The sequence below is a fragment of the Acinetobacter sp. genome (genome assembly GCF_036659555.1).
In the GTDB taxonomy this organism is placed as follows: Bacteria; Pseudomonadota; Gammaproteobacteria; order Pseudomonadales; family Moraxellaceae; genus Acinetobacter.
This window is the reverse complement of sequence record NZ_JAVXCI010000021.1, coordinates 2,503-17,090: the sequence shown is the minus strand read 5'-3', so window position 1 is coordinate 17,090 and position 14,588 is coordinate 2,503. Positions and strand designations below refer to the sequence as shown.

Sequence of the window (14,588 nt, the reverse complement as noted above, 5' to 3'; positions counted from 1 at the left end):
CTCTAGACGATAGGGACGTTTAGAAGATGGCGGTATCTTATTGATCCGCCACCAGAGTGTCAAGCAAATTCGGGCCAAGCCTGTTCAAAATTCGGCAAAACAGTTCAGCGGTTTTCTGCGTGTCATATAAAGCGGAGTGCGCTTCCTTGCCGTCAAAATCAATGCCGGCCTGAATGCAGGATTTGGCTAAAACCGTTTGGCCAAACACCACGGCGCTTAAGGTCACGGTATCAAACACAGAAAAGCTGTGGAACGGATTCTGATTTTTAGTGCCGGTGCGCGCAATGGCTGCCTGCACAAAGCCCAAGTCAAAATGCGCATTGTGGCCAACCAGTATGGCATGCGTGCAGTTCTGCTTGCGGCGCACTTCATTGACAGCTTTGAAAATGCGCTTGAGCGCGGTTTTCTCATCTTCAGCCATCGCCATGCGCATTGGGTTGGATGGATCTATCCCAATAAAGTCCAGCGACCTGCGGTCTAAGTTTGCGCCTTCAAAAGGGTTGATATGCGCATGATGCGCATCGCCCGGTATAAATTTGCCTTCCGCATCATACACAATCGGTATGGCTGCGATTTCCAGCAAGGCATCGGTCTGTGAATTAAAGCCTGCGGTTTCGACATCGACCACGACAGGCAAAAATCCGCGGAAACGCTGACCAATGACTGGTAGGGTTTCATCTGTCACACTTTTCTCCATTGGATGGTTTTACCCGCATGCAATGGGATAATCTGTTCACCATCCAAATAGTCTAAACTTTCAGGAATCACTTGATCTTCTTTTACCAGCGTTATGGTGCTGGTGTTGCGCGGGAGGCCGTAAAAATCAGCGCCAAAATGGCTGGCAAAGCCTTCAAGCCGCTCAATCTTTCCGGCTTGATCAAATGCTTGAGCGTAAAGCTCGATTGCGGTAGGCGCACTATAGCATCCTGCGCAGCCGCATGCATTTTCTTTAGCATTTTTTGAGTGCGGCGCGCTGTCTGTTCCGAGGAAAAACTTAGGATTGCCGCTGGTCGCCACTTCCAGCAGGGTTTGCTGGTGGGTTTGACGCTTTAAAATCGGCAGGCAGTAGAAATGCGGCTTGACGCCCCCGACCAGCATGTCATTGCGGTTAAACAGCAGGTGCTGCGGGGTAATGGTGGCAGCCACATTGCGGTCCTGCTCCAGAACAAAATTGGCGGCTTCGCTGGTGGTGATATGCTCCAGCACCAATTTCAGTTTAGGGAACTGCTTTAACAGCGGAGAAAGCACTTCATCCAGAAAGCGCTTTTCGCGGTCAAAAATATCGACATGATGATGCGTCACTTCGCCGTGCAGCAGCAGCGGCACCTGATGCTCTTCCATCTGCTCAATCACCGCATAGACTTTGCTGATGTCGCTGACGCCGCTGTCCGAGTTTGTGGTCGCGCCGGCCGGATACAGCTTGATGGCATTTACATGCTCAGATTCTTTAATTTTCTTCACTTCGCCGGGCGCGGTATTGTTGGTGAAATACAGCACCATGCGCGGATCAAAAGCTATGCCTTCAGGCACATGCGTCATAATGCGCTCACGGTAGGCATTGGCTTCTTCTACAGTTTTGACTGGAGGAACAAGGTTCGGCATGCAGATTGCGCGGGCAAACTGCTTGGCTAAATCAGGAACAGTGCGCTTCAGCGCTAAACCGTCACGGAGATGCGCATGCCAGTCATCTGGCTGCAGAAGGGTAATCGTATTCAAGGCGATTTTCTTCAAACTTGGAAATATAACAGATGATAATGCATATAGTGTGAAAATGGTAACGGCTTTTAAAGACAAATGGCGCGGGAGGGGTAAATTAATTTTAAAAATTGTGCTATTTTAAAAAGACTAAAAAAACGACATAAATGCTTGGGCATGGAATACAAGTACAATCTTGCAAAACTGCAATATGATAAAGAAAAATTAGAAGAATTGATTGCGCGGCAAAGCCGGCGCATCGGGCAGGTCTTTCCCAAAAAATTAGAAACGCAGTTCTGGGCGACCAATCAGGAACGGGCATGCGGCAATATCAGGCAGTATGCCTGGGCGGGAGTGCTGGCCTATTTTATTTTAACCGTGCTGATTATTCCTGGCGATTACTGGATTATTGAGCCGGCCCATTTCGCGCATGATTTCAGGCACTGCCTGGCAGGCTTGGTGAATGGCGCGCTTTGCCTGCTGACCTTGCTGGCTTTTTCATACCATAAAAAACTGACGCCGTATTTTCCGCATGCCTCCATGCTTGTGGTGTTTTGGGCAGTTATTTCCATGTCATGGCTGACTATGACGGTGCATACGCCGGCATTAAAGCATCAGGCCATGATGATTATCTGCATGATTTACATACTGGGCTATATTCTGACGGGCGTGAAGCCTGCGCACATGCTGGCGGCCGGCTTAATGGCTGCGGTGGTCACCATGCTGATGCTGTTTGCCCTGTATGTGAAATTTGACGCCATGGTGATGGCGCGGGTGCTGGCTGGCAGCTGCATTCTGGGCTTTGCCGTCAGTAAAATGCTCTGCGCGCGTGAGCGGATGATTTTCCTGAATATGCTGCGGGCCGACATCAGCGAAAAAATCCACCGCATTCACACCACTGAGCTGCTGCATTTAAGCCAGCATGATGAGCTGACCAAAATTTCCAACCGGCGCACTTTTGATGAAATGCTGGAGACCTTTTATGAGCAGGCCCGGCGCGACGAAAGTTCCTTGGCGATCCTGTTTATCGATGTTGACCACTTTAAAAACTACAATGACTTCTATGGCCATCAGAAGGGCGATGAGGTGATTTCATCCATTGCAAAAACGGTTAAAAGCGCGATTCGGCATATGGATTTTGTGGCGCGCTATGGCGGGGAGGAGTTTGTGGTGCTTTTGCCGGAAACAGATGCGCATGGCGCTTATGCGGTGGCATCCAATATTTACAAGGCGATTGACCGCCTGGGCATTCCGCATGCCAAATCAGTGGTGTCCAATCATGTCACCATCAGCTTAGGCATTACCGTGTTCCGCGGCGAAGAGCTGCCGAAAGAGGATTTGCTGTCTATTGCGGATCAGGCCCTGTACCGCGCAAAGCAGCTGGGGCGCAACCAGATTTATTACCAGTCCATCCGTTCCGCGCAGGTGGCTTAGCGCAGAATTTACTGCTTAAGGCGCAGGCAATAAAAAGCCGCTCATTTGAGCTAATGCACGTCAGTTAAGCGTAATTTCATTATTACTTATTGATAAATCTCCCCTAACCCCTCTTTACCAAAGAGGGGAATGCTTTTGAATTCAAGATTATCCTTAATTTCAAAATACTCCCTCCTTTGAAAAAGGAGGGTTGGGGAGGATTAAAAAATTCTTAGCTGATCAGCATTGCTCATTCGAGCGGCTTCTTTAGACTTCAAGCAAACTTATTTGTTTTTGTCTTTTAACTGGGGAACTGCAGAGCCTGAACCGATTGAAAGCAGGCCGGTGCTGGTGTAAATGCCAAGCTTGGCGCGGGTATCGGTGATGTCCAGATTGCGCATGGTCAACTGGCCGATGCGGTCCATTGGCGAGAACATTGAATCACCTTTCTCCATCGTCAAGCGCTCAGCTTCATACGTGAGGTTAGGAGATTCGGTATTCATAATGGTGTAGTCGTTGCCGCGGCGCAGTTCTAAAGTCACAGTGCCGGTCACGGCTTTCGCCACCCAGCGCTGCGCAGTTTCACGCAGCATCAGCGCCTGAGAGTCGAACCAGCGGCCTTGGTACAGCAGGCGGCCTAAACGCAAGCCGTTGATGCGGTACTGTTCGATAGTGTCTTCGTTGTGAATGCCGGTTACCAGGCGTTCATACGCGATGTGCAGAAGCGCCATGCCCGGAGCTTCATAGATGCCGCGTGATTTCGCTTCGATGATGCGGTTTTCGATTTGGTCTGACATGCCCAGGCCGTGGCGGCCGCCGATGCGGTTGGCTTCAAGAATGAACTCAACCGGATCTTCAATGCGCTGGCCGTTCAGTGCAACCGGGAAGCCTTCTTCAAAAGTTACAGAAACTTCTTCGGCCTTAACTTCCACATCGTCTTTCCAGAATGCAACCCCCATGATTGGGTCTACAATTTTGATGCCAGCATTCAGGTATTCAAGGTCTTTAGCTTCGTGGGTTGCGCCCAGCATGTTTGAATCAGTCGAATAGGCTTTCTCTTTTGACATTTTATAGTCAAAGCCGTTGTCGATCAGGAACTGCGACATTTCCGCGCGGCCGCCCAGCTCATCAATAAAGGTCTGGTCCAGCCAAGGCTTGTAGATTTTAAGCGCCGGGTTGGTCAGCAGGCCGTAGCGGTAGAAGCGCTCAATGTCGTTGCCTTTATAGGTTGAGCCGTCGCCCCAGATATTTACGTCATCTTCCTTCATGGCAGTTACCAGCATGGTGCCGGTTACTGCGCGGCCTAGAGGCGTAGTATTGAAATAAGGAACGCCGCCTGTGCTGATATGGAATGCGCCGCATTGAATGGCCGCAATGCCTTCCAGCGCAAGCTGCAGGCGGCAGTCAACTAAGCGAGCTTTAACAGCGCCATACGCTTCCGCTTTTTTCGGAATCGCATCGTAGTCATCTTCATCGGGCTGACCTAAGTTTGCTGTATAAGCATAAGGTTCTGCGCCTTTTTGCTTCATCCACAATAAAGCAGCTGAAGTATCTAGACCACCAGAGAAGGCAATACCAACTTTTTTGCCTACTGGGACATTCTGCAAGATAGTTGCATTATCAGACATTGTTAATCCTAACTTATTTCAAATAGGCACCATGAATTGGCGGCCAAGGAGAATCTGTAAACCATGCATTATAGCACTTCTACTTGTATTTTTTTTCTCAAAAAAATCACAATCCATAAAAAAATCAGTTTGATGATCTGATCTTTATCGAAGAATATCGGGCTATCCGCTGAATAATCAGCCGGAAACCGGGTGCAGGCGCGCATATTTCAGGCGGGGCAGGGTTATAAGGCGCTTTATGCAGGCTCGGCTGAATATCAGGCGGCTTTTATTGCGGCTGCAGAGGGCGCCGCTTCTTTGCTTTTTTCGGCGCAGCTGCAATGATGGCGCTTTAAATCGGCGCAGCCATGCCGGATAATGCTGAATTTTCTTGATCTGGCGCAGGCAGGCTGCCTATAGTGAAGCGCGCTGCAGCGCTTTATCCGCATTAAGCAGAACTTTATATTTTTCAATACAGGGGCAGTTTTTCATGGCTTATTCCGTACCGCCGCTTTATCCGCAGCAGAAAAACAAAAATGAAACCGCCAGCCTTGTGCACGGCATTTATGCAGGGCTGCTGAGCTGCGCATTGGCCATCGTCTGGTATTTGGAGTATCAGCAAAGCGCGATTCCGGCATTGGAGCTGGCCTTGCTGAGCATTGCGGCCCTGGCGATGATTGGACTGAATGCCTTGGCCTGCATAAAAGTCAAAAAAGGCGCCAATCAGGGGCTGATTTTGTCGCGGATTATGGCGCTATTGATGCTGTTCAGCTTTCCGGTCGGCACGGTTCTAGGCGCGATTGTTTTATGGAAATCCACTGCAAAACAATGGGAGAAATAAAGCCCAGCAGCGGGGTTAAAGCCAGTTAGTTAAGAAACTGACGGGCTTTTTCTTTTCAAAACTTGCGATATTATTTGATACGCGGAAGCGTCATCCGCAATCTGAACAAAAACAAAGCATTGCTTTGTTTGCAGTGCAAGGCGGAGCAGCAAGAATCAAAGCACTGCTTTTATTCGAAGCGCAAGGCGAAGCGGCGGTCTTTGAAATGGCCTGTTTTTGCAACAGAACTATTTAAGTGCAGAAAGTGAACAGGTTTCGCGGTGAGGCGCACTGCGCCGCAAGATGCTTTCCTTGCGAAGCTTCGCTTCTCATTTTGGCGAATGAGAAACACTGTTTCGCAAGGAACAAAACGAGCTCCAAAAATTCGATTTAAAAACGATAAGACTCCGCCGTGAACAGCTCAAAAGGTTAAGACGTTTATGGCGGAAACTTCTTAACTGATCAGCATTATAGCGGCGGGGCTGCGCTTTAAGGGCGGCCGCTCCGCGCCGCCTGCTTTTTAGCCCTGCGCGCGCTGCTGCGCATTTATTGACAATAGCGCGCTTTTTATTGCGTCAAATGCGTTAAAAAACAGGGTTGTTAGACTAAAGTCTAATAAGGCAGGGCTGTTTTTTCAATTTTTATAAAAAAGCATTAAAAATTAGATGATTAATTTGATTGTGATAAATGCTAATCATTATTGTTTGTGCAAATTGCCGTTATTTAAAACATTTTTACTGGTATGACCAATTGTGAATTATAAATTAATAATTGATCTTTAAATCGACAAAAAGTAGGATATTCATTATTAAAAAGTGGTTTTTTTATTTTAAATGCATATTGGTCATACCAGTATAATCAAGATTTGATCGGTATGGCCGGACCATTCCTTATTCCGGAAAGCATTTCAAGGAGATGACAATGCTTCAGCAATGGCAGCAAATTTATGACCCGATGGGGAATATTTGGCTTTCAAGCGCAATTGCCCTTATTCCAATTATTTTCTTCTTTTTAGCCTTAGCCATATTCCGCCTGAAGGGCAGTGTGGCAGGCACAATTACCGTTGTTTTAGCTTTAGCGGTTTCGCTTTTTGCCTATCAAATGCCGGCAGCAATGGCATTTGCATCCATGGTTTACGGCTTTTTCTATGGCCTGTGGCCAATTGCCTGGATCATCATTGGCGCGGTTTTCCTGTATAAGATTTCAGTAAAAACCGGCCAGTTTGACATTATCCGTTCTTCAATCCTTTCGATTACTGAAGATCAGCGCCTGCAGATGCTGCTGGTCGGCTTTGCTTTCGGTACCTTCCTTGAAGGCGCTGCCGGTTTTGGCGCGCCTGTAGCAATTACGGCAGCTTTGCTGGTTGGCTTGGGCTTTAAGCCGCTGTATGCTGCCGGCTTATGCTTGATTGTGAACACCGCGCCGGTCGCGTTTGGCGCAATGGGTATTCCAATTATTGTCGCAGGGCAGGTGTCTGGCGTAGATACGATGGAAATCAGCCAGATGGTTGGCCGTCAGCTGCCGTTCATGGTGCCGATTGTGCTGTTCTGGATTATGGCGATTATGGATGGCTGGCGCGGCATTAAGGAAACTTGGCCTGCAGTGATTGTCGGCGCGGGTTCATTTGCGATTGCGCAGTACTTGACTTCCAACTTTGTCGGCCCGGAACTTCCGGACATCACCGCTGCGATTGCTTCTTTAGTATCGCTGACCATCCTGCTGAAATACTGGAAGCCTAAGCACATTTTCCGCTTTGCCGATCAGGATGCTTCGATTGATGAAAATCTTGAGGAACAAAAGCAGAAAAAATACAGCATTGGCCAAATTGCCAAAGCATGGTCTCCGTTTGCGATTTTAACCGTAATGGTGACAATCTGGAGCATCAAGCCGTTTAAAGACCTGTTTGCGAAAGACGGCGCGCTGCATGACTTGGTGATTTCAATTAAAGTGCCGTTCCTGCATCAGCTGGTGCAGAAAATGCCGCCGGTTGTGCCTGAAATTAAAGACTACGACGCAATTTATAAATTCGACTGGATCTCTGCAACAGGGACCGCGATTATGATTGCAGCCGTGATCACCATTCTGTTCCTGAAAATGAAGCCGAAAGACGCGGTAACCGCTTTTGGCGAAACACTGAATGAACTGAAAGTGCCGATTTACTCGATTGGCATGGTGCTGTCATTTGCCTTTATCGCCAACTACTCAGGCATGTCTGCGACCTTGGCTTTAGCGCTGGCGCACACAGGCAGCGCCTTTACCTTCTTCTCGCCGTTCTTGGGCTGGATTGGGGTATTCCTTACCGGTTCAGACACCTCTGCCAATGCCTTGTTTGGCGCCTTGCAGGCGACGACTGCGCAGCAGATTGGCGTGCCGGAAGTGCTGCTGGTGGCGGCCAATACCAGCGGCGGCGTGACGGGTAAAATGATTTCCCCTCAGTCAATTGCAATCGCCTGTGCGGCGGTGGGCCTGGTAGGCAAAGAATCTGATTTGTTCCGTTTTACCGTAAAACACAGTATAACGTTCACAATCATGATGGGTATTATGGTTACCCTGCAAGCCTACGTGTTCCCATGGATGATTCCATAGAATTGATTTTAGCCAAGAGTTGAGAAAAGCAGATGAAAGTCTCCGACCAAGCCGTACAGCAGCTGCGCATATTGATCGAACAGAACAAGATGCAAGTCGGAGACCGTTTGCCTGCAGAACGCAAATTGTGTGAACAGCTCGGAGTTTCCCGCTCCTCCCTGCGTGAAGCGATTCAGCATTTAGCCAGCAAAGGCATGCTGGTCAGCAAGGCAGGGTCGGGGACTTTTCTGCAGCAGTTGCCGTCCAACTGGTCCAATCATCAAATTGTAGAGCCTTTAAGCGGCTTGATTGATCAGGACCCCGCTTACCGTTTTGATGTGCAGGAAGCGCGCAGCATTCTGGAAGGCGGAACGGCATGGTACGCCGCCCGGCGCGCGACGCCGGAAGATATGGAAAATATCCGCCGGTGCTATGAGCAGATTGCGCATTATCAGTCCATTGGCGATGACAATCAGGCCTCTATTGCAGACGCCAAGTTCCATTTGGCGATTGCCGAAGCCTCGCATAATTTAGTGCTGATACAGATGATGCGCGGCTTGTTCGACTTGCTGCAGTACAACGTTGTTTTAGGACGGCGCAAGGTCTATACCGAAGCGCACCGTTTTGATCAGTTGCATGATCAGCACTTTCAGGTGATGCATGCAATTGAACGCCGTGACCCGGAAGCTGCCCGAAATGCAGTTTGCGGGCACATTGAATTTGTAGTCCAACAGGTGCGCTCGATTGATGAGGAAGATGCCCGTCGCCAGCGCGCCAGTAGATTAAACAGGATATAACCATGATTATTTCTTCTGCGAATGATTATCGTGAAGCCGCGAGACGCCGTTTGCCGCCCTTTCTTTTCCACTATATTGATGGCGGCGCATATGCGGAATATACATTAAAGCGCAATGTTGAAGATTTATCCAAAGTCGCTTTAAGGCAGCGCGTGCTGAATGACATGTCGCAGCTGAGTCTGGAAACCAAACTGTTTGACGAAACTTTAGCGATGCCGGTAGCGCTGTCGCCTGTCGGCTTAACCGGCATGTATGCGCGCCGCGGTGAAGTTCAGGCTGCTGTGGCGGCTGACAAAAAAGGCATTCCGTTTACCCTGTCTACGGTTTCAGTCTGCCCGATTGAAGAAGTTGCGCCGGCGATTCAGCGCCCAATGTGGTTCCAGCTGTATGTGCTGCGTGACCGCGGCTTTATGAAAAACGCCCTGGAACGCGCTAAAGCCGCCGGCTGTTCAACGCTGGTGTTTACTGTAGACATGCCGGTGCCGGGCGCGCGCTACCGCGATGCGCATTCAGGCATGAGCGGCCAGAACGCCGCCATGCGCCGCTATATGCAGTCATGCTTCCACCCGCACTGGGCATGGAATGTCGGCCTGATGGGCCGCCCGCATGACTTGGGCAACATCTCTAAATACTTAGGCAAGCCGACCGGCCTTGAAGACTATATCGGCTGGCTGGGCAGCAACTTTGATCCGTCAATTTCCTGGAAAGACTTGGAGTGGATCCGCGAGTTCTGGGACGGCCCAATGGTGATTAAGGGCATTCTTGACCCTGAAGACGCCAAAGATGCGGTGCGCTTCGGCGCTGACGGCATTGTGGTGTCGAATCACGGCGGCCGCCAGCTGGACGGCGTTCTGTCTTCTGCGCGCGCTTTGCCTCCGATTGCGGACGCGGTGAAAGGCGACATTAAAATCCTGGCGGATTCGGGCATCCGCAATGGCTTGGACGTGGTGCGCATGCTGGCCTTGGGTGCAGATACCTGCATGCTGGGCCGCGCATTTGTGTATGCGCTGGGCGCAGCAGGCGGTGAAGGTGTTTCAAATCTATTGGAACTGATTGACAAGGAAATGCGCGTGGCGATGACGCTGACCGGCGCTAAAACCATTGCGGACATTACTGAAGACTGCTTGGTCAAGCTGGAAAGGGAACTGGCAGAGTAATTCTGAATCTCCCGCAACCCTTCTTTTAAAAAGGAGGGCTGCTCCCTCTTCTTTATTCCTGCGCCATCTATGGCCCGGGGCAAGGAGAGGCTTTCAGGCAGATTCAAAGCAGCAAATCGCCTGCGGAAAATTGTTCAGCTTCTCAATTGTTTTGAGGCTGTATGGCATTCCGAATGCATATTTTATGCATAAAGGCTTTTTGATTTCTGGACAGAAAAATGAAAAGCGGTATTTGCTAAGAAAACCATTTGCCGGGTGCTGAACCCGCTGCATAGCAAAATAGAATGAATTCTAGCGAAGCCTTGCGTGCCATATCTTGCGGCGCACAAGTTTTAAGCGGCAGCGGACGGCGCTGCCGCGCATCAAATGTTCCTTATTTAGTGATTAAGATATTTCTAAGAGCTTATTTAACAAGCAGTAAAGAGCTAAGAATAACTTTAGAAAAGGATTAGAAGTATGTCAGCGCAATTAAGTCCACAGCAAACCATTCAAAAGCTCATCGGCATTGTGGGCAAGCAGCACGTATTAACGGATGACAACGACACGCGCCTGTACCGCCAAGGCCGGCGCTACGGCTCCGGGCAGGTCTTGGCTGTGGTTGCTCCCGGGTCTTTGCTGGAGCAGTGGCATGTGCTGAAAGCCGCAGTCGATGCAGACTGCATCGTGATTATGCAGGCAGCCAATACCGGGCTGACCGGCGGTTCAACGCCATTCGGCGATGACTATGACCGCCCGGTGGTGCTGATCAGCACACGCCGCTTGGCCGGCATTCAAGTGATTAATGAAGGCAGGCAGGTGATTTGCCTGCCGGGCGCGACTTTAGACCGGCTGGAAAAAGAGCTTGCGCAGTTCAACCGCGAGCCGCATTCTGTGATTGGCTCATCCTGCATCGGCGCATCGGTTTTAGGCGGCGTCTGCAACAACTCCGGCGGGGCATTGGTGCGCCGCGGCCCGGCTTATACCGAGCTTGCGCTGTATGCGCGGGTCAATGATGCCGGTGAGCTGGAGCTGGTCAACCATCTTGGGGTGAAGCTGGGTTCAAGCCCTGAAGAAATCCTGAGCAGGCTGGAAAATAAAAATTACCAGACTGCGGATATTGAAAATAATCCGGGCTGCTGCGCATCTGATCAGCGCTATTCGCATGATGTCAAGCAGGTGGATGAAAATACCCCTGCGCGCTTCAATGCCGACCCGTCGCGCCTATATGAAGCATCGGGTTCTGCCGGCAAAGTCTGCGTTTTTGCGGTGCGTTTGGATACCTTTGAGAAAATTCCAAGCCAGGTGTTTTACGTCGGCACCAATTCGCATGATGACCTGACCGAAATCCGCCGCTTCCTGCTGAAAGACTTGCCGCGCCTGCCGATTGCAGGGGAATACATTCACCGCGTAGCTTATGATATTGGCGCGGAGTACGGCAAAGACACCTTCATGTTTATTGAAAAGTTCGGTACGGCCAAAGTGCCGGCCGCTTTCGCCATGAAGGACAAAGTTGACGGCTATCTGGAAAAAATCGGCATGAAAGGCCTGTCAGATAAAATGCTGCAGCTGGTGACTAAGTTTCTGCCGAGCCATTTGCCGCAGCGCATGAATGATTTCCGCGGTCTATATGAGCATCATCTGGTGATCCGCATTGAAAATCAGGATGCTGCGCAGGCTGAAGAATTTTTAAAAAGCTATTTCCAGTCTAAAACTTCGGGCAATTATTTCCACTGCAGCGATGAAGAAGGGCGCAAGGCCTTCCTGCACCGCTTTGCCGTTGCAGGCGCGGCCATCCGCTACCGCGACACGCACCGCAGTGAGGTGGAAGACATTGTGGCTCTGGATATCGCCTTGCGCCGCAATGACCGCGAATGGGTGGAAACCCTGCCTAAGGAAATGGATGATTTGATCCTGCATAAGCTGTATTACGGGCATTTCCTCTGCCATGTGTTCCATCAGGACTATATTGTGAAAAAAGGCGTTGACCCTTTGGTGATGGAGCATCAGATGTGGCACCTGCTGGATGAGCGCGGCGCGGAATATCCGGCGGAGCACAATGTCGGCCATCTGTATGTCGCCAAGCCGGCGTTAAGAACGCATTATCAGAAGCTTGATCCGACCAACAGCTTTAACGTGGGCATCGGCCAGACCAGCAAGCTGAAGCGCTGGAAATAAGCTTGGTCATTTAAAGCCTCAGCTGCGGTTCCGCTGATTAAGCCAGTCATTGAGTGACTGGCTTTTTTATTGCGGCTGTAAATGTCATGGACTTGGCGGGGCAAGCTGCACAGAATTGACCGTAAGCGCCAATAATATTTCCTAAATTGTCATCCCAAAATTTTGAAAACCCGCTAAAGTAGTATGCAACAAGTTGCAAAGCCAAATAGAAAAGGATGCATCATGACAACGACTAGCTATGCAAATATTTTAAAACCCCTGCATTTGGGCTTTACGACCATTAAAAACCGCGTGGTGATGGGTTCAATGCACACGGGGCTGGAAGACCGTTTCTATAACTATCCCAAGCTGGCGGCTTATTTCGGCGAGCGCGCCAAAGGCGGCGTGGGCTTGATCATTACCGGCGGCATCTCTCCCAACCGTCAAGGCTGGCTGCTTCCTGCAGGCGGCACCATGAATACTCTGGGCGATATTGCGCCGCACCGCCTGGTGACCCATGCGGTGCATAAGCACGGCGCTAAAATTTTAATGCAGATTCTGCATGCCGGGCGCTATGGCTATCAGCCTTTTGTCGTGTCCGCCAGTCCGGTTAAATCGCCGATTTCGCCTTTCAAGCCGCGCCAGCTCAGCGATAAGCAGATTCTAGAAACTATTCAGGACTATGTGAAAACCGCCAGCCTGGCCAAAAAAGCCGGCTATGACGGCGTAGAAATCATGGGTTCGGAAGGCTATCTGCTGAATCAGTTTTTAAGCCGCCATGTCAATCAGCGCACTGACCGCTGGGGCGGATCAATTGAAAACCGCATGCGTTTTGCGGTGGAAATTGTCAAAGCCATCCGCGCCGAAGCCGGCGAGAAGTTCATCATCTGCTTCCGCCTGTCGATGCTGGATTTGGTGCATGACGGCAACACCATGGATGAAGTCATCACCGTTGCGCAGGCCTTGGAGCAGGCGGGCGTAACCCTGCTGAATACCGGAATCGGCTGGCATGAAGCGCGCATTCCGACCATTGTGACTTCGGTGCCGCGGGCAGCTTTTGCTGACTACACGGCGGAAGTGAAAAAGCATGTGTCCATTCCGGTCATTGCCTCCAACCGCATCAATATGCCGGAAACTGCAGAAGAAATTCTGGCTGCCGGCAAGGCGGATATGGTGCAGATGGCGCGCCCGCTGCTGGCCGACCCGTTCTGGGTAAATAAGACCGCGACCAACCGCGTCGATGAAATCAATACCTGCATTGCCTGCAATCAGGCCTGCTTAGACCATACCTTTAAAAATCAGCGCGCGACCTGCCTGGTCAACCCGCGGGCGGCTTTTGAAACCGAGCTGGTCTATGTAAAAGCCAAGAAGCCCAAGCGCATTGCGGTCATTGGCGGCGGCGTGGCGGGCATGTCGGCGGCGACGGTAGCTGCCGGGCGCGGCCATGAGGTAACCCTGTTTGAAGCCGGCAGTGAAGTAGGCGGCCAGTTCAATCTGGCGAAAGTCATTCCGGGCAAAGAGGAATTTCATGAAACCATCCGCTATTTTAAGGTGCAGATTGAGAAAACCGGCGTTGAACTGCGCCTGAATACCAAAGCCAGCCGCGAGCAGCTGGAGCGCGAAGGCTTTGAAGAAGTGATTGTAGCGACAGGCGTTGTGCCGCGCGCCTTGAAAATTGCAGGCAGTGATGCGCCGCAAGTGCTGTCCTATGCCGAAGTGCTGCGCGGCGCGCCGGTGGGCGGGCGGGTTGCTGTGATTGGCGCCGGCGGCATAGGCTTTGACGTTTCTGAGTTTTTGCTGAAACCGTCGCATCAGCCCCAGCCGCAGCCTTTGACGGACTGGCAGCGCGAGTGGGGCATTGACCCGCAGCCAAACTATGTTTCTGAAGGCGGCATGCAGCCGGCGGAAGTGCATGCGCCGGTGCGTGAAATTTATCTGCTGCAGCGAAAAACTACGCCACTGGGCGCGGGTTTAGGCAAAACCTCCGGCTGGGTGCACCGCGCGCAGCTGAAAAAGCATGGCGTGCGCATGCTGCGCGGCGTGCAGTATAAGGCTGTGACCGATGAGGGCATCTGGGTTGAGCTGGCCGGCCATGACCAGCTGCTGCGGGTAGATACGGTTGTGGTCTGCGCCGGGCAGGAGTCTGTTAAAGACTTAATGCCGGCTGCGCAGGAAAAAACCTTGGCGAATTATCATATTATTGGCGGCGCTAAGCTTGCTTCAGAGCTGGATGCGAAGCGCGCCATCCGTGAAGGCGCTGAAATAGCAGCCAATTTATAAGCAATTGATGAAACAATATTCATTTGAATGGCTTGACTGTAATTTTCTCTTGTCATCATAGGGAAACCTCCGTATGATGGCGCACATGGAAGCGTGGCAGAGCGGTTTAATGCACCGGTCT

Annotated in this window: 11 protein-coding genes and 2 tRNA genes (2 of these 13 only partly in view); 9 read left to right on the top strand and 4 right to left on the bottom strand. The window is 50.9% G+C overall.

The window, feature by feature from the left end; all coding sequences use genetic code 11:
• The 3 genes from RSA72_RS04600 to pyrC form a co-directional block, all read right to left on the bottom strand.
• Positions 1-17: transfer RNA gene (locus tag RSA72_RS04600), tRNA-Glu, on the bottom strand (it extends 61 nt beyond the left edge of the window).
• Between the two features lie 20 nt (positions 18-37).
• Positions 38-697: a ribonuclease T gene (rnt, locus tag RSA72_RS04595; protein ID WP_332623811.1), complete on the bottom strand. Its 660-nt coding sequence runs from the start codon at positions 695-697 to the stop codon at positions 38-40.
• Positions 682-1,716, bottom strand: coding sequence for a dihydroorotase (pyrC, locus tag RSA72_RS04590; protein WP_332623808.1), 1,035 nt, complete (start codon positions 1,714-1,716; stop codon positions 682-684). Before pyrC ends, rnt begins: the two co-directional genes overlap by 16 nt.
• A 156-nt stretch (positions 1,717-1,872) precedes the next feature.
• On the opposite strand from pyrC, the gene RSA72_RS04585 reads away from it, so the two are divergent.
• The gene (locus RSA72_RS04585) at positions 1,873-3,129 is read left to right on the top strand and encodes a diguanylate cyclase (protein ID WP_332623805.1); all 1,257 of its coding nucleotides are present in this window, start codon (positions 1,873-1,875) and stop codon (positions 3,127-3,129) included.
• Positions 3,130-3,392: 263 nt separating this feature from the next.
• Here RSA72_RS04585 and argG read toward each other — a convergent pair whose 3' ends face one another.
• Complete coding sequence (gene argG, locus RSA72_RS04580) at positions 3,393-4,736, bottom strand: argininosuccinate synthase (RefSeq protein WP_332623804.1); 1,344 nt, start codon at positions 4,734-4,736, stop codon at positions 3,393-3,395.
• A gap of 469 nt (positions 4,737-5,205) precedes the next feature.
• Between argG and RSA72_RS04575 the strand changes: the two genes are divergently transcribed.
• From RSA72_RS04575 to RSA72_RS04540, 8 genes are all read left to right on the top strand, one after another.
• Positions 5,206-5,556, top strand: a complete 351-nt coding sequence (locus RSA72_RS04575) for a hypothetical protein (protein WP_332623803.1) — start codon at positions 5,206-5,208, stop codon at positions 5,554-5,556.
• 894 nt (positions 5,557-6,450) lie between these two features.
• Positions 6,451-8,121, top strand: a complete 1,671-nt coding sequence (gene lldP, locus RSA72_RS04570) for an L-lactate permease (RefSeq protein ID WP_332623526.1) — start codon at positions 6,451-6,453, stop codon at positions 8,119-8,121.
• 32 nt (positions 8,122-8,153) lie between these two features.
• A complete protein-coding gene (lldR, locus tag RSA72_RS04565; protein ID WP_332623525.1) occupies positions 8,154-8,897 on the top strand; it encodes a transcriptional regulator LldR in 744 nt (247 codons plus the stop codon).
• Between the two features lie 2 nt (positions 8,898-8,899).
• A complete protein-coding gene (lldD, locus tag RSA72_RS04560) occupies positions 8,900-10,054 on the top strand; it encodes an FMN-dependent L-lactate dehydrogenase LldD (RefSeq protein ID WP_332623523.1) in 1,155 nt (384 codons plus the stop codon).
• Positions 10,055-10,338: 284 nt separating this feature from the next.
• On the top strand, positions 10,339-10,506 hold the full coding sequence (locus RSA72_RS04555) for a hypothetical protein (protein ID WP_332623522.1): 168 nt from the start codon (positions 10,339-10,341) through the stop codon (positions 10,504-10,506).
• A 4-nt stretch (positions 10,507-10,510) separates the two neighbouring features.
• The gene (gene dld / locus RSA72_RS04550) at positions 10,511-12,208 is read left to right on the top strand and encodes a D-lactate dehydrogenase (RefSeq protein WP_332623521.1); all 1,698 of its coding nucleotides are present in this window, start codon (positions 10,511-10,513) and stop codon (positions 12,206-12,208) included.
• Between the two features lie 222 nt (positions 12,209-12,430).
• Complete coding sequence (locus tag RSA72_RS04545; RefSeq protein ID WP_332623519.1) at positions 12,431-14,467, top strand: NADPH-dependent 2,4-dienoyl-CoA reductase; 2,037 nt, start codon at positions 12,431-12,433, stop codon at positions 14,465-14,467.
• A gap of 87 nt (positions 14,468-14,554) precedes the next feature.
• Positions 14,555-14,588, top strand: a tRNA-OTHER gene (locus RSA72_RS04540); it runs 77 nt beyond the window's last position.

Coding starts and splice junctions, on each gene's coding strand:
- rnt (WP_332623811.1), bottom strand. CDS start 697: ATGGAGAAAAGTGTGACAGATGAAACCCTACCAGTCATTGGTCAGCGT.
- RSA72_RS04585 (WP_332623805.1), top strand. CDS start 1,873: ATGGAATACAAGTACAATCTTGCAAAACTGCAATATGATAAAGAAAAA.
- argG (WP_332623804.1), bottom strand. CDS start 4,736: ATGTCTGATAATGCAACTATCTTGCAGAATGTCCCAGTAGGCAAAAAA.
- RSA72_RS04575 (WP_332623803.1), top strand. CDS start 5,206: ATGGCTTATTCCGTACCGCCGCTTTATCCGCAGCAGAAAAACAAAAAT.
- lldP (WP_332623526.1), top strand. CDS start 6,451: ATGACAATGCTTCAGCAATGGCAGCAAATTTATGACCCGATGGGGAAT.
- lldR (WP_332623525.1), top strand. CDS start 8,154: ATGAAAGTCTCCGACCAAGCCGTACAGCAGCTGCGCATATTGATCGAA.
- lldD (WP_332623523.1), top strand. CDS start 8,900: ATGATTATTTCTTCTGCGAATGATTATCGTGAAGCCGCGAGACGCCGT.
- RSA72_RS04555 (WP_332623522.1), top strand. CDS start 10,339: ATGAATTCTAGCGAAGCCTTGCGTGCCATATCTTGCGGCGCACAAGTT.
- dld (WP_332623521.1), top strand. CDS start 10,511: ATGTCAGCGCAATTAAGTCCACAGCAAACCATTCAAAAGCTCATCGGC.
- RSA72_RS04545 (WP_332623519.1), top strand. CDS start 12,431: ATGACAACGACTAGCTATGCAAATATTTTAAAACCCCTGCATTTGGGC.